This window comes from Pseudomonas sp. P4_D7, assembly GCF_056401755.1.
The window spans coordinates 25,771-41,065 of the sequence record NZ_JBFUIR010000004.1 but is presented as its reverse complement, the minus strand read 5'-3'; the positions used below and the strand labels follow the sequence as shown (position 1 = coordinate 41,065).

Sequence of the window (15,295 nt, the reverse complement as noted above, 5' to 3'; positions counted from 1 at the left end):
TGCATGAGTCGGCAACTTGGTTTGCACCACACAAATATAAGAAACCGAACCCATGCAGGCCATCCGATTTTTACACAGAGCGCTCGCTCAAGCACTGCCCTCTATCCATTCTCGCCGCCTGACATCACTGATGAGTTGTGTCAGTTCGTTACTGCATGGACGTCGCCTGACACTGACCGCTCTTCGGCGCTTCATGAAGGGGCGTGCTTACCCAAAGCATTCGATCAAGCGCGTGGATCGCTTGCTGGGCAATCAACACTTGAGGTCAGAGCGCCCATTGTTCTATTGGGTAATGCTTCGGGCATTGCTGGGTTCGTTGAAGCATCCTTTGATCCTGGTCGACTGGTCTCGAATTGACGCTTCAGGCACAGCCTTTTTGCTGAGAGCATCGATCCCTCTGGCGGGGCGTTCATTCCCTGTTTATGAAAGCGTTCATGAGCGAGAGAGCTGCCCCAAGTATCAAAATCGTCTACTCAAAACACTGGCTGAATTGCTACCAGATGGCTGCGTTCCGACTCTGGTAACCGATGCGGGTTTTCGGCGACCATGGATGAAGGCTGTCGCCGCGCAAGGCTGGTATTACGTCGCGCGGATAAGGAATCGCGAACTTTATCGTCGCGATCAAACTGACTGGCAACCCGTGAAGAGTTTGTATGCATTGGCCGCCGCCTCACCCAAGGCACTTAGCCGTGTCGAGATGACGCGAAGCGCCCCACACTTCATCGACCTGTACTGCGTACGACACTGCGCCAAGGGCCGCCAACACCAACGCGTTACGGGGTCAATTGCAAAAATACAAACTGAGTCGACAATCCGCCAGACGCGAGCGTGAACCATGGTTGCTTGCCAGCAACCTGGCTCAGGACGAATGGAATCCGGCAAAAATCGTGGCAGTTTACAAACGCCGTATGCAAATTGAGGAGGGCTTCAGGGATGTGAAAAGTGAGCACTTGGGATTGGGTCTGAATCTACATCGAAGCCATTGCCTGCATCGTATTGAGATACTGCTGTTGATTGCCGCTCTCGCCAATTACCTGCTCTTTTTAACGGGACTTCAGGCTCGAAAAAGTAACCTTGAGCGGCGCTATCAAAGCAACAGTCTCAGAGAAAGACGCGTGCTCTCATTGTGGCGACTGGACCTGGAGTATTGGCGTAAATGCATAGAGTTCGGAGGCAGCGGAGACTGGGAAACATTGGAGAAAGCTCTGCGTGATGAGGTGCATCATCAGGCGCAGAGCCTGGAGTAGATTTGTGGGGATCCCTCAGGGACAGACCGCGTTTCGCCGAATTTTCGCCTTTTAAACTCGAGTGTTTAAAGGACACCTCCAGACACGCCTTCAAGGCTACAAATCCTTGCGCCATTGCCTACAGCCAAGCCAGAATCCGCCGGCTTGTGCGCTTTGGGTGCGGATTCTATTGTGGATCGGTCGCTGACGAATCAGCGATCGGGTTTCGCAGCCCGGATCAATCAAGGCGCACAGCGCTCCAGTTCATTGCCATCAAGACTCATGGCAATGGCGCTTCATGGCGGCTGTGCGCGGGATACCTTCGGGTATGCCGGGTGCCTTGATTCCCGGTCTGCGAACCTGCGTACAGCTGCCACCTCTCTTCGTTTCGCAGCGAAATGTGGCGGCTCCAGCAATCAAGGAGCTTTACCCATGATCAAACCAACACCCAACCCACCCGAAACCGACCTCGCCTCCCCCTACGAATCCCTCGATTCAAAAAAGCTCAACGACGCCGCCGAACGCGCGCTCGATCACTACCTCTGCCCACCCGGCTCCACGCCACCACCCCGTAAAACCCGCCGGATGTACGCCGTCACCGCAGACTTCAAAAACGAGGAACTGCTGGCCGATGCCAGCGAAACACTCGCCTCCGCCAGAACCATCGCCCATGACTTCGCCCATCTCATACCCGCGTCGCAGCGACGGACGCTGTTGGGGATCGCGCAACTGATCATGCTCGGCGAGCTGGCGGTGAATCGGGTGATGGATAATCTGGAATTGCCGCAGTAGCGGGGATACAGATCGTTCCCACGCTCTGCGTGGGAATGCCTCAACGGACGCTCCGCGTTCGGCTCTGGATGGGACGCAGAGCGTCCCGGGCTGCATTCCCACGCGGAGCGTGGGAACGATCAATCTACGGCAGCCGTTCTTTGGCTTGTTGGAAACTGGCGGAAGGCAGCCGGAGTCGAACCTGCCCGGGAACGGATGCCGTCCCCAACCGGGTTTGAAGCCCGGCCGCGCCACCGGGCGCGATTGCCTTCCTTGAACTCATTGTGCGCAGGCGTTAGCCAGCGCGTTGTCGGGGCGGATCTGGCGGGATTCGCCGAGGCGTCGGGTCAGGCCGACGCGGTCGAAATATTCGAGGTACTGAATACAGCGTTTGCGTCCCAAGCCTAGCGCATCGCGGAAGGTTGTCACCTGGATCTGCGGATTTTCCTTGGCCAGTTTGAGCAGCACGTCGGCCATTTGGCGCAGTTGCACGTCACTCAAGAACAGGTCGCGCACGACTTGATGCATCAAACCCAAACGCGCCAGTTTACGCAGCAACAAGCGCACGACGGCGTCGTCCAGCCCCAGGACGTTGGCCACATCACGTACCCACGGCGGGTCGAATCCGGCGTTTTCGAACAGCGGTTGTAATGCCTGCCAGAGACTTTCATCCTCGGCATTCAGGCGTACCTGATGATCTGGCAGGTGCAGCCACGGCCCGCTCGCCTGAATCGATCCGGCCGCGAGCAATTCATCCAGCAAACTGACAAACGTCGCACGCTCCAGCGCCAATCCACTGAAACGCCGCAAGCGATCGCGATCCGGCCCCATCTGGTCGGGTTCCAGTTCATGGAACTGCGTCAGTTGCTCCAACAGGGTGAACTTCAGCTGTGCCCAGCGCTGCACGTTGAACAGCAGCGGGCCTTGACGGGTGTCGATGAGGCGGACGTTTTCCGCTAATGCCCAAGTCGAGCGCGGGCGATTGAACTGACGTTCCAGACGCAGCGGGTCGAGGCCGCCCGCGCTGTAGTTGAGCAGTACGGGCAAGACCTGTTCGAACTCATCGCCCGAGACCAAAGCGCGCAATTGCTCCAGACGTTCAGGGCTGCGGCGTTGCCGTGCCGGGGCGAACGGGTCGAGGATCTGGCCGCCGCCCAAGGTGCGTTGCGCGCTCTGGTCGCGCAGGATCAGTCGATCGCCCTTCACCGCATGCACCGGCGCATTGATCAGCAGTTGCGCGAACATGCGCTCGCCGGGAATCAAGCGCGGACCTTCGAGCAAGGCCACCCGCGCGATGACATCTTGCGTGCCGAGGTGCACGTGCACCGGGTGAAAGTGTTCGAAAGTGCGTTCGCCGGGCAGCAGTTGAAAGTCGATGTCGACCCGTTGCGTTGACGCGTGCAGCCATTCGCTCAGCAGCCACTGGCCGCGATGGATCTGCGCCAGTTCGAGGCGCTCGCCGGTCAGGTTCAACGCCACCCGTTGCCCAGCGAAGGCCTGTTCGGCGGGTTGGTTCTGCGCATGTAGGCCGCGCACTCGTACCGATTTGCCCGAAGGCCCGAGGCTGAGCTTGTCGCCGACAACCACCGCCCCCGACAATGCCGTGCCGGTCACGACAATCCCCGCACCGGCGACGCTGAACGCGCGGTCGATGGCCAGGCGAAAACCACCTTCGCGACTGCGTTCCAATACTTCACGTTGTGTCTGCAGCAACACTTCGCGTAACCCATCAATGCCCTGCCCGCTCAGGCTCGACACGGTCAAAATCGGCGCTTCGGCAAACGGCCCGGGAGCAAGCAAATCCAGCACCTGCCGCTGAACCTCCTCCACCCTGCCCGCTTCGACCCGGTCGCATTTGCTGATCGCCACCACGGCGCGCGGGATGCCGAGCAATTCGACAATCGCCAGATGCTCGCGGGTCTGCGGCATCACGCCGTCGTCTGCGGCAATCACCAGCAAGACCAGATCGATACCCTGCGCACCAGCGAGCATGTTGTGGGTGAGTTTCTCGTGGCCGGGCACGTCGATAAACCCGGTCAGCCCCGCGCCCGGTTCCAGTTCGGCATAGAGATAGCCAAGGTCGATGGTCATGCCGCGCTCGCGTTCCTGCGGGCGGCGGTCGCCGGTTTGTCCGGTCAGCGCTTGTAACAGCGACGTCTTGCCGTGGTCGATGTGCCCCGCCGTGCCGACGATCACGGGTCGACCTGCAACTGCGGCAATTGCGCGAGCCATGCCGGTTCATCGTCGAGTTGGCGCAGATCCAGCCACAGGCCATCGTCGTCGATGCGCCCGAGCACCGGGATCGGCAAGGCCCGCAACGCCGCTTCCAGATTCAGCAAGCAACGCCCGCGCAAACGCTTGGAGACTTGCGGGCGCAGACACAATGCCGCACTCGGCAAACGCGCGACCGGTTGGCTGCCGCTGCCGATCATGCCCAAGGACTCGACTGCGCTAACCTGCCAAACCGACCCCAGGATTTCAGCCATCAAGGGCTGCAAGCGTGAGGCCTGCGCAAAGATATCTGCCTGCGGCCGGGTGAGCAGACGCAAGCTCGGCAGACGTTCAGCGAGGCGATCAGGATCGCGATACAACCCGAGCACCGCCTCCAGTGCCGCCAGGGTCAACTTGTCCACCCGCAGCGCACGTTTCAACGGGTTCTTCTTGATCTTCGCGATCAGTTCTTTGCGCCCGACGATCAGCCCGGCCTGCGGGCCGCCGAGTAGTTTGTCGCCGCTGAAAGTGACGATGTCCGCGCCGTCCAGCAGCGCCTGCCGCACCGTTGGTTCGGCCGGCAAACCCCAGCGGGTCAGATCCAACAGGCTGCCGCTGCCCAGATCTTCCAGCAACGGCAAGCCATGCCGATGGGCCAACTCGGCCAATTCCGCAGTCGGCACGCGAGCGGTAAACCCTTCGATGCTGTAATTGCTCGCGTGCACACGCATGATCAAACCGCTGCGCGGGCTGATCGCTGCTTCGTAGTCGCGGGCGTGGGTACGATTGGTCGTGCCGACCTCATGCAGGCGCACGCCGGCGCGGGCCATGATGTCGGGAATACGGAACGCGCCGCCAATCTCGATCAGCTCGCCACGGGAAATAATGCCTTCCTTGCGCGCGCCCAGACTGTTGAGCGTCAGCAGCACGGCGGCGGCATTGTTGTTGACCACGGTAACGGCTTCGGCGCCGGTCAGTTCGCGGATCAGGCCTTCGATCAAGTCATCGCGATCACCGCGTTTGCCGCTGGCCAGATCGAATTCCAGATTGAGCGGATAACGCGCGGCCGTTTGCACCGCTTCGATGGCTTCGTCCGGCAGTAAGGCGCGGCCCAGATTGGTATGCAACACCGTGCCGGTGAGGTTGAAGACCCGGCGCACGTGGCTGCGCTGTTGCTGGAGCAGGCGTTCACTGACGCGGCCAGCGAGCACTTCAGGGCTGATTTCGACGGCTGACAATTGCCCGTTCAACACACCGGGGCGCAGTTCATTGAGCAACTGGCGCAAACCCGCCAGCAGTGATTCACGCCCGTGACGCTCAAGCAAAGGCACACAGGCCGGATGACGTAACACACCATCAATGGAAGGTAACCGCAGGGACATCAGTCACTCCTGGAGACAGTTCACTGCGCAAGAGTGTAGACGTTGTAGTCATTCGTCTCCGGGGGCCAGTAATAGATTAGGCGCCAGACGTTGATAGCCGTCCTGCGCCAGACGCATATCGAGCAGCAAACTGCCGAGATCCGCCGACAACGCCTCGGCATCGGCATCGTTCTCCAGATACACCAGTTTCAGATAGCTGTTGCAGCCCGGACAGACCTCCGCCCTAAGCGGCGCCTGATTCGCGGCATGGCGATCGTCCTCAAGGCTCAGATAATCCAGCCCCTTGCTCGACTCGCAATACACGCACTTGACCCGCACCACATGCCATTCGCAGGCACACAGCGAACACACCAGATAACGCAAGCCGTTGTGCTTGCCGCGATGGCGGATCACCCCGGCCATGGCCGGTGAACCACAGGCCGGGCATTGGCTGAGGCTGTCGCCGGGTTTCAGTTGCAGATTCGCCGCGCTGAGCAGCCAGTGACTCCACGCCACTTGCAGCGCCGCGCCAAGAAACGGCACCAGTTGCGCCGGCACCAGCGAATATTGACCACTGACCAACGCCACGGCCCACGCGCGCAATTGGCCGGGACTGGCGGCGCGCAAAGTGTCCACCGCGTCGACGACAGCAGGCTGTTCAACCGGCGCATAGCGCTGCAACAAAGCATCGAGATAAGCCTGCCAACCCTCTTCACGCACCAACGTGTCCGCCGCAAACGGCGGCAAACCATGCTGCTGACAGGCTTCAATCCGTTGCTGATCAAACGGTGCCGTCAGCGGCGGATCATCAAACACCTGCTGCTGCACCCGGCACAGCCCTGCAATCAGTCGCAGGTACTCTGCCAGCGCATGCCCCTCGGCCAGTTGTTCCAGCCGATCAGCCCTCAGCGCAAACAGGTTCGAAGGCGGCAGATGCAGAAACGGCGGCGAACTGGCCGCCGCTTCGATTTCCCCAGGTTCCAGAATGGTTGGCAAACGTCAGCCCTTTTTGGTGATCGGTCGTTCCGGCGCGTCCGGTTGGCGTTCATCGCGGGTGATGTCGCGATACCAGAGTTCATGGTGTTTCTTCGCCCAGGCGCGGCTGACCCAGCCGTGCATCATCGCGTCCACCGAACCCTTGATCCACAGCCCGGCGTAAATGTGAATGATGATGCTCAGCACCAGAATGAACCCGGCCAGCGCATGCAGGAGCATTGCCCAGCGAATCACGGTAATGCCGAAATACGCACTGAACCAGGCGCGCCAGATCACCAGTCCGGTGAACAGCAAACCGAGCATGCACAGGAGTAAAGTCCAGAACAGCAGCTTTTGCCCGGCGTTGTATTTGCCCACCGGTGGCACGCTTACTTCATCGTTGACCAACACTCGGTCAATGCGGCGCATCCACTTCCAGTCGTTGTCGATAAAGAAATTCGAACGCCAGAAACGGAACACCAGACCGAGGAACAACACAAACATCGCGATGCCCATGTACGGATGCAGAATCCGCGTCCACGGCCCGCCGCCAAACAGGTTGCTCAGCCAGAACAACGACGGATGAAACAACGCCAGCCCGGACAGCCCGGCCATGAAAAACAGGATCGCCACCAGCCAGTGATTGGTGCGCTGGTTGGCGGTGTAACGCAGGATCGTCTTGTTGCTCATGACCGGTCCTCCCCGCGTGGATCGAAGGTGTGCACCGCCGGATCGACGACATGCACCGAGGTGTCGGGCGGCGTCGGATGTTCGTCCTCTTCAACCCGGTTCGGGCCGATGCGCACGTAATGGAAGAACCCGGCCAGCACCGCCGCGCCCATGGCCAGCAGGCCCAAGGGTTTGCTGATGCCTTTCCACAGGCCCACCAACGGACTGATTGCCGGATCTTGCGGTAAACCAGCATAGATTTTCGGCGTGTCGGCGTGGTGCAGCACGTACATCACGTGCGTGCCGCCAACGCCTGCCGGGTCATACAGACCGGCGTTTTCAAAGCCACGGCTTTTCAGGTCGACGATGCGCTCGGCGGCGTGTTCCTTCATGTCTTCCTTGGTGCCGAAGACGATGGCGCCGGTCGGGCAGGTTTTCACGCAGGCCGGCTCCAGTCCTACTGCCACGCGGTCCGAACACAAGGTGCACTTGTAGGCCTTGTGATCCTTTTGCGAAATGCGCGGAATGTTGAACGGGCAACCGGTGATGCAATAACCGCAACCGATGCAGTGGTCCTGATCGAAATCGACGATGCCGTTGGCGTGTTTGATGATCGCACCGGGACTCGGGCACGCCGCCAGGCAACCGGGTTCGGCGCAGTGCATGCAGCCGTCCTTGCGGATCAGCCACTCAAGGTTGCCGGCGTCGGTTTCGTGTTCGGTGAAACGCATCAACGTCCAGGTTTCCGCGCTCAGGTCTTGCGGGTTGTCGTAGGTGCCGTGGTTGTGGCCGACCTCGTCGCGCAGCTCGTTCCATTCCGAGCAGGCGACTTGGCAGGCCTTGCAGCCGATGCATTTGGTGGTGTCGATCAGCTTCGCCACCGCTTCCTGATTCCTCACCGACGGCGGCACGGTTGTGGTGGCCGAGCGGGCAATGATGTCTTGGCTGGCCATTTACAGTTTCTCCACGTTGACCAGGAATGACTTGGATTCCGGGGTCTGGGTATTGCCATCGCCGAGGAACGGCACCAGGGTGTTGGTCAGGTAACCGTGACGCGTCAGGCCGGTGAACCCCCAATGCAGCGGGATGCCGATCTGATGCACGACCTGGCCGTTGACCTGCAGCGGCCGGATCCTTTTCGTCACCACCGCCACCGCTTCGATAAAGCCGCGCTTGCAACTGACGCGCACACGATCACCGGCAGCGATGCCCTTCTCTTTCGCCAGCACTTCACCGATTTCGACGAACTGCTCAGGCTGGGCAATCGCGTTCAACTTGCAGTGCTTGCTCCAGAAGTGGAAATGCTCGGTGAGCCGGTAACTGGTGCCGGCGTACGGGAAGTCCTTGGCCTCGCCAAGGGTTTCCCAGACCGAATCGAAGATCCGCGCCGCCGGGTTGCTGGTGGCTTTCTTGTTTTGCGGGTGCAACGGGTTGATGCCGATCGGTGTTTCGAACGGCTCGTAGTGCTCGGGAAATGGCCCTTCGTTCATCTTGTCGACGGCGAAGAACCGCGCCACGCCTTCGGGGTTCATGATGAACGGGTTCATCCCGGCTTCCGGCGGCACATCAGCCTTGTAGTCCGGCACATCGGTACCGCCCCAGGCCTTGCCGTTCCACCACACCAAGCGTTTTTTCGGGTCCCACGGTTTGCCGGCGACGTCCGCCGAAGCGCGGTTGTAGAGAATCCGCCGGTTGGCCGGCCAGGCCCACGCCCAGCCGAGATGCTGATGCATGCCGTACGGATCGGCGTTGTCGCGGCGGGCCATCTGGTTACCGGCCTCGGTCCAGCTGCCGGCGAAGATCCAGCAACCGGACGCGGTGCTGCCGTCATCCTTGAGCAAGCCAAACCCGGCCAGTTGCGAGCCGGCCTTGACCGCCACCCCTGTGGCATCGGTGAAATCCGCCACGGCGCTGCCGTTGATTTCCTTGGCCAACTCTTCCGGCGAAGGCTCGTCGGGGATCTTGTACGGCCACGTCAGTTTCAGCAGCGGATCAGGGAATTTGCCGCCCTCGGCCTGATAGCGCTTGCGCAGGCGCAGGAACAGCTCGCTCATGATGCGAATGTCGGTCTGCGCTTCGCCCGGGCCATCGGCGCCTTTCCAGTGCCATTGCAGCCAGCGACTGCTGTTGACCAGTGAGCCGTCCTCTTCGGCAAAACAGGTGGTGGGCAGGCGAATGACTTCGGTCTGGATCTCGGCACTTTTCACGTCGTTGTACGGCCCGACGTTGTGCCAGAACTCCGAGGTTTCGGTAGCGAGCGGATCCATCACCACCAGCCATTTCAGCTTGGCCAAGGCACCCATCACGCGGTTCTTGTCCGGCAGCGCGGCGATCGGATTGAAGCCTTGGCAGAAGTAGCCGTTGACCTTGCCCTGGCTCATCAGGTCGAACATTTTCAGCACGTCGTAGTTGGGGATGTCGAGCTTCGGCAAATGGTCGTAGCACCAATTGTTCTCGGCAGTGGCGTTGGCGCCGTACCACGATTTCATCAGACTGACGTGGAATTTGCTGTAGTTCTGCCAATAGGACAATTGCCCCGGCCGCAGCGGGACTTGCGTGCGTTTGTGGATGAACTGGGCGTAATCCTGCTCGGTGTCGCTGCCCAGTGTCAGGTAGCCCGGCAGCGCATTGGAGAGCAAGCCAAGGTCGGTCAGGCCCTGAATATTCGAGTGACCGCGCAAGGCGTTGACCCCGCCGCCGGGCATGCCGACATTGCCTAGCAGCAATTGCACCATCGCCGCGCTGCGAATGATCTGCGCGCCGATCGAGTGCTGCGTCCAGCCGAGGGCGTAGAGAATCGTCATGGTCTTGCCCGGCGTCGAGCAGGTGGCGATCTCTTCCCAGATTTTCTGCATGGCATCGACCGGCATGCCGCAGATCTGGCTGGCGAGGTCGATGGTGTAGCGGCTGTAATGCTGCTTCATCAGTTGATAGACGCAGCGCGGGTCTTGCAGGGTCGGGTCGACTCTGACGAAACCGTCGTCGCCCATCTCGTAACCCCAGCCGGATTTGTCGGTGTAGCTGCGTTTCTCCGCGTCGTAGCCGCTGAAGATCCCGTCTTCAAAGCCGTAGCCTGCTCTGACGATGAACGACATGTCGGTGTAGTTGCGCACGTATTCGTGCTGGATCTTGTCCTCGGTCAGCAGGTAATTGATCAAACCGCCCATGAAGGCGATGTCGGTGCCGGTGCGGATCGGCGCGTAATAGTCGGCCACGGACGCGGTCCGGGTAAAACGCGGATCGACCACGATCAGCCGCGCAGCGTTGTGCGCTTTGGCCTCGGTTACCCATTTGAAGCCGCACGGATGCGCTTCTGCTGCGTTGCCGCCCATCACCAGGATCAGATTCGCGTTGGCGATATCGGTCCAGGTATTGGTCATGGCACCACGGCCGTACGTCGGGGCAAGACTTGCCACCGTCGGGCCGTGTCAGACACGCGCCTGGTTATCGAACCCCAGCATGCCAAGACTGCGAATCACCTTCTGGGTGATGTAGCCGGCTTCGTTGGACGCCGCCGACGCCGCGAGAAAACCGGTGCTCAACCAGCGATTCACCGTTTGCCCGTTGGCATTTTTCTCGATGAAATTGGCATCGCGGTCGGCTTTCATCAGGTCGACGATGCGATCAAGCGCTTCGTCCCAACTGATTCGCGTCCATTCACTGCTGCCGGGCTTGCGTGTTTGCGGGTAGAGCAAACGGCCGGGGCTGTGAATGAAATCGAGAAGGCCTGCGCCTTTCGGGCAGAGGGTGCCGCGGTTGACCGGGTGGTCGGCGTCGCCCTCAATATGAATGATGCTTTGCGCGACGTTCTTCGCGGCATCGCCCTGGCTGTACATGATCAACCCGCAACCGACCGAGCAATACGGGCAGGTGTTGCGGGTTTCATGGGTGTGGGCAAGCTTGAAGTGGCGCACCTGCTCGGCGAAGGCTGGCGTCGGGGCCATGCCCAACGCGCCCAGGCTAGAGCCTGCAAGGCCGATACCGGCGACCTTGAAGAACTGACGACGGCTGAGATCCATCGTGCACTCCTGATCAGGTGGAACCCGGTACTGGTGCCGGGTTTTATCTGGACAATCACGGTTGCGGCAAACGTCTGCCGACTTTTTCACTGTAGACAATGACCACACGATCTGTGTGAAAACCGACCGTCGGCCGTTTGTCGGCTCTTTAACTGAAGACCACCAAACCCTGTGGGAGCGAGCTTGCTCGCGAAAGCGGTGTGTCATTCGACATCGATGCTGACTGATACGACGCCTTCGCGAGCAAGCTCGCTCCCACAGGTATTGTGTGAACCTTATAAGCAGCAAGCTCGCCCCCACAGGGGATGGAGGCTTAGAATGGCCAGCAGGACCATTCCCGCCTTCACGAGACCGCGCATGACTTTCGATTTTGATCAGGTATTCGACCGCCACAACACCGGCAGCACCAAGTGGAGCCGCTATTGCGCCGACGTGTTGCCGATGTGGGTCGCTGATATGGATTTCGCCGCGCCGCCGGTGGTGATCGAGGCGCTGCAACAACGCTTGCTGCATCCGCTGGTGGGCTACAGCGTGGCGCAGGACAACTTGCGTGACGCCATCGTCGCCGACCTCTGGAGCAAGTTTTCCTGGAAGGTCAAACCGCAAGAGCTGATCTTCCTGCCGGGCGTCGAGTCGGGCTTCAACATGGCTTTGAAAGCGCTGGTGCAGCCACAGCAGAACGTCGTGGTGCAAGTGCCCAACTACCCGCCACTGCGCCACGCGCCGGGGCATTGGGGCTTGAACAAGGTTGAACTGGAGTTCGTCGCGCAGGCTGACGGCACTTACCTGACGCCGCTGGACGTATTGCGTGAGTCGCTGAACGGCGGTGGCGCGCTGTTGCTGAGCAACCCGCACAACCCGATCGGCAAGGTGTTTGGCCGTGACGAGCTGCAAGCCGTGGCCGACATCTGTGCGGCGCAGGACGCCTGGATCATCTCCGACGAAATCCACGCCGAGCTGTGCTTCGACGGTCGCGTACATATTCCGACGGCGTCGCTGAGCGCGGAGATCGCCGAGCGCACCATCACGCTGATGTCGGCGAGCAAGGCCTACAACATCGCCGGCCTCAAGACCTCGTTCATGATCATCCAGAACGCCGCCCTGCGCGAACGCGTCAATCACGCCCGTTGCGGCATGGTCGACAGCGTCAACCCGCTGGGCATGGAAGCTACTCGCGTGGCTTACAGCGAAGGCGGGCCGTGGCTGGCCGAGCTGAAAACCTACCTGCAAGCCAATCGCGACTGGCTGGTAGAAGCGGTGCGCAACCGCTTGCCGGGCGTGACCATGAATGTGCCGCAGGGCACCTATCTGGCGTGGCTGGATTGCTCGGCGCTGGACCTGGACAACCCGCAGCAGTTCTTCCTTGAGCAGGGCAAGGTTGGCCTCAGCGCCGGTCTGGACTTCGGCGATCAGCACCAGCAGTTCGTCCGTCTGAACTTCGGCTGCCCGCTTTCGCTGCTCGAAGAAGGCATCGCCCGCATGGAGCGTGCGCTGACACAACGCAACACCTGAAACCTCAGATGATCCCCTGTGGGAGCGAGCTTGCTCGCGAAGGCGGAGTGTCAGCCGACATCAATGTTGACTGAACCACCGCATTCGCGAGCAGGCTCGCTCCCACATTGGTTTTGCATTTCCAAGTCAGAAATGCAGCGTAAATCCGATCGAACTCACGGCAAACACCCCGGGTCAACCACCCATACCTGCCCTGAGACCTCGGAGACCCGCGATGACCGACTATCCAAAACCACCCTTCCCCGCACAAGCCCAAACCGTGCCCGGCGCCCAAGGCAAGATGCAGCCCTATCCCGATTGCGGCGAGCAGAGCTATGTCGGCTCCGGGCGACTGTCCGGCAAGATCGCCCTGATCACCGGTGCCGACAGCGGTATCGGCCGCGCCGTGGCAATTGCTTTCGCCCGTGAAGGCGCCGACGTTGCGGTCGCCTATCTGAATGAACACGAAGACGCCCAGGAAACCGCGCGCTGGGTCGAGCAGGCCGGGCGCCAGTGCCTGCTATTACCCGGCGATATTGCGCAAAAGGCCCATTGCCAGGCCTTGGTCGACAAGACCGTGGAACGCTTCGGCCGCATTGATGTGCTGGTCAACAACGCCGCGTTCCAGATGACCCACGAAACCTTCGAAGAAATCCCCGACGACGAATGGGTGATGACCTTCGACGTCAACATCACCGCGATCTTCCGCTTGTGTCAGGCCGCGATAAAACACATGCGCGCCGGTTCGTCGATCATCAACACCAGCTCGATCAACTCGGACATGCCCAAACCCACCCTGCTCGCCTACGCCACGACCAAAGGCGCGATCGCCAACTTCACCGGCGGTCTGGCGCAGATGCTCGGGCCAAAGGAAATCCGCGTGAACTGCGTAGCACCGGGGCCAATCTGGACGCCGCTGATCGTCTCGACCATGCCCGATGAAGAAGTGCAGAACTTCGGCGGCAACACCCCGCTCGGCCGCCCCGGCCAACCGGTGGAAGTGGCGCCGATCTACGTGTTGCTGGCCTCGGACGAAGCCAGTTACATCACCGGCCAGCGCTATGGCGTGACCGGTGGCAAACCGATGTTGTGATGACGCCTTCGCCAACGCCTACAGTAAAACTGAAGGCCCATTGAACACGGTGCGATTGCCGTCACATCAAACATTTGAGGGCGGCAGATCATGAGTTTTATCGTGTGGGTCGCCGTACTCGGCGCCGTGCTGCTGACCCTGGCACTGACGTCGTCATACCTGCGCTGGATGCCGGTGACCACCTCGGCGGTTTGTCTGCTGCTGGGTATCGGCATCGGCCCCAGTGGTCTCGATCTGCTGAAACTATCCCTGGAAGACGCCTCGCTGTGGATGGAGCACCTGACGGAAGTCGCGGTGCTCTTCTCTCTGTTCGTCTGCGGCCTGAAATTGCGCCTGCCGCTGCGCGACAAGCGTTGGCGAATCGCCTTCGGCCTCGCCGGCCCCGTAATGGTGCTGACCATCGCCGGGGTGTGCCTGCTGCTGCATTTTGCTTTGCGCTTGCCGTGGGGGCCGGCGTTGTTGATCGGGGCGATGCTGGCGCCCACCGACCCGGTGCTGGCGGCGCTGGTGCAGGTCAATGATGCGCGGGATGTCGACAGCGTGCGTTTCGGCCTTTCGGGTGAGGCCGGGCTGAATGACGGGGTGGCGTTTCCGTTTGTGATTCTCGGCTTGTTGTTGATTCACGGTGATGGCTCTGCCGCCGAGTGGCAGGGCTGGGTCTTGCGCAGTTTGTTGTGGGCGGTGCCCGCAGGTCTGCTCACCGGTTACTGGATGGGCCGTGGTATCGGCCGCGTGACCCTGTCGTTGCGTATTCACAATGACGACAGCACGCTCAGCCCGAACGACTATCTGGCGTTGTCGTTGATTGCCCTGGCGTATGTCGTTGCCGAGGCGATTGGCGGCTATGGTTTTCTGTCGGTGTTCGCTGCCGGGTTGGGCCTGCGTCAGGTCGAAGTCAAATCCACCGGCGCCGGGCAACCGCCCGCCGAGCACTTGGTGCAGCCGGTGGTCGGTCATCAGAACGTCGAACCGCAGCACGCGGTGCACGGCAACACCGAACGGCTGGAAAGCAGCCAGGTCGCCGCCGGGATCATGATGGGCGACATGCTGTCGTTCGGCAGTCTGGTCGAGCGCGCCATGGAAGTATTTCTAGTGACCCTGCTCGGCGTGGTGCTGGTGGCGCACTGGGACTGGCGGGCGTTGCTGGTGGGCGGCGTGCTGTTCTGCCTGATCCGCCCGGCCTGCGTCGCGTTGATGCCTTGGGGCGCACTGCTCAAAGGAAGGCAACGGCTGTTGATCGGCTGGTTTGGCATTCGCGGTATTGGCAGCCTGTTTTATCTGTTTTATGCCTTGAACCACGGGTTGACCGACACGGTGGCCAGCCTGTGTACCGATCTGACCTTGTCGGTGGTGGCGCTGAGCATCTTGCTCCACGGCATCAGCACGCAACCGATCCTCGCCCGTTACGAACAGCGCAAAAAACAAAAAACTGATTTTTGATTTGCGGATTTAACCGGGAATTGATCGAATTTTTTTCTA

Annotated in this window: 10 protein-coding genes, 1 tRNA gene and 1 pseudogene; 5 read left to right on the top strand and 7 right to left on the bottom strand. The window is 60.7% G+C overall.

Translation table 11 applies throughout. The annotated features are described in order from the left end of the window. The first annotated feature begins 52 nt into the window (after positions 1 to 52). A pseudogene (locus tag AC1DVF_RS04830) lies at positions 53 to 1,247 on the top strand (IS4 family transposase). A 411-nt stretch (positions 1,248 to 1,658) separates the two neighbouring features. Continuing rightward, entirely contained in the window at positions 1,659 to 2,018 is a 360-nt protein-coding gene (locus AC1DVF_RS04825; RefSeq protein WP_008083868.1) for a DUF6124 family protein, read from the top strand. Between the two features lie 156 nt (positions 2,019 to 2,174). Here the strand turns inward: AC1DVF_RS04825 and AC1DVF_RS04820 are convergent. The 7 genes from AC1DVF_RS04820 to fdnG form a co-directional block, all read right to left on the bottom strand. Further along, positions 2,175 to 2,270: transfer RNA gene (locus AC1DVF_RS04820), tRNA-Sec, on the bottom strand. Positions 2,271 to 2,276: 6 nt separating this feature from the next. Then, entirely contained in the window at positions 2,277 to 4,193 is a 1,917-nt protein-coding gene (selB, locus tag AC1DVF_RS04815; protein ID WP_477782197.1) for a selenocysteine-specific translation elongation factor, read from the bottom strand. Further along, a complete protein-coding gene (gene selA, locus AC1DVF_RS04810; RefSeq protein ID WP_477782196.1) occupies positions 4,190 to 5,593 on the bottom strand; it encodes an L-seryl-tRNA(Sec) selenium transferase in 1,404 nt (467 codons plus the stop codon). Before selA ends, selB begins: the two co-directional genes overlap by 4 nt. A gap of 45 nt (positions 5,594 to 5,638) precedes the next feature. Beyond that, positions 5,639 to 6,565 (bottom strand): formate dehydrogenase accessory protein FdhE, encoded by a 927-nt coding sequence (fdhE, locus tag AC1DVF_RS04805; protein WP_477782127.1) that lies wholly within the window; start codon positions 6,563 to 6,565, stop codon positions 5,639 to 5,641. A gap of 3 nt (positions 6,566 to 6,568) precedes the next feature. Next, positions 6,569 to 7,234, bottom strand: coding sequence for a formate dehydrogenase subunit gamma (locus AC1DVF_RS04800; RefSeq protein ID WP_477782126.1), 666 nt, complete (start codon positions 7,232 to 7,234; stop codon positions 6,569 to 6,571). Next, the gene (fdxH, locus tag AC1DVF_RS04795) at positions 7,231 to 8,166 is read right to left on the bottom strand and encodes a formate dehydrogenase subunit beta (protein WP_477782125.1); all 936 of its coding nucleotides are present in this window, start codon (positions 8,164 to 8,166) and stop codon (positions 7,231 to 7,233) included. The genes AC1DVF_RS04800 and fdxH overlap by 4 nt, the downstream gene beginning before the upstream one ends. Then, on the bottom strand, positions 8,167 to 11,232 hold the full coding sequence (fdnG, locus tag AC1DVF_RS04790; protein WP_139213394.1) for a formate dehydrogenase-N subunit alpha: 3,066 nt from the start codon (positions 11,230 to 11,232) through the stop codon (positions 8,167 to 8,169). A gap of 357 nt (positions 11,233 to 11,589) precedes the next feature. Here fdnG and AC1DVF_RS04785 point away from each other — a divergent pair, with 357 nt between their 5' ends. The 3 genes from AC1DVF_RS04785 to AC1DVF_RS04775 all read left to right on the top strand — a co-directional run bounded on the left by AC1DVF_RS04785 (position 11,590) and on the right by AC1DVF_RS04775 (position 15,256). Further along, a complete protein-coding gene (locus AC1DVF_RS04785; protein WP_477782124.1) occupies positions 11,590 to 12,744 on the top strand; it encodes a MalY/PatB family protein in 1,155 nt (384 codons plus the stop codon). A gap of 214 nt (positions 12,745 to 12,958) precedes the next feature. Next, positions 12,959 to 13,816, top strand: a complete 858-nt coding sequence (locus AC1DVF_RS04780; protein WP_460128871.1) for a glucose 1-dehydrogenase — start codon at positions 12,959 to 12,961, stop codon at positions 13,814 to 13,816. Between the two features lie 90 nt (positions 13,817 to 13,906). Beyond that, a complete protein-coding gene (locus AC1DVF_RS04775; protein WP_477782123.1) occupies positions 13,907 to 15,256 on the top strand; it encodes a cation:proton antiporter in 1,350 nt (449 codons plus the stop codon). Positions 15,257 to 15,295 lie beyond the last annotated feature (39 nt).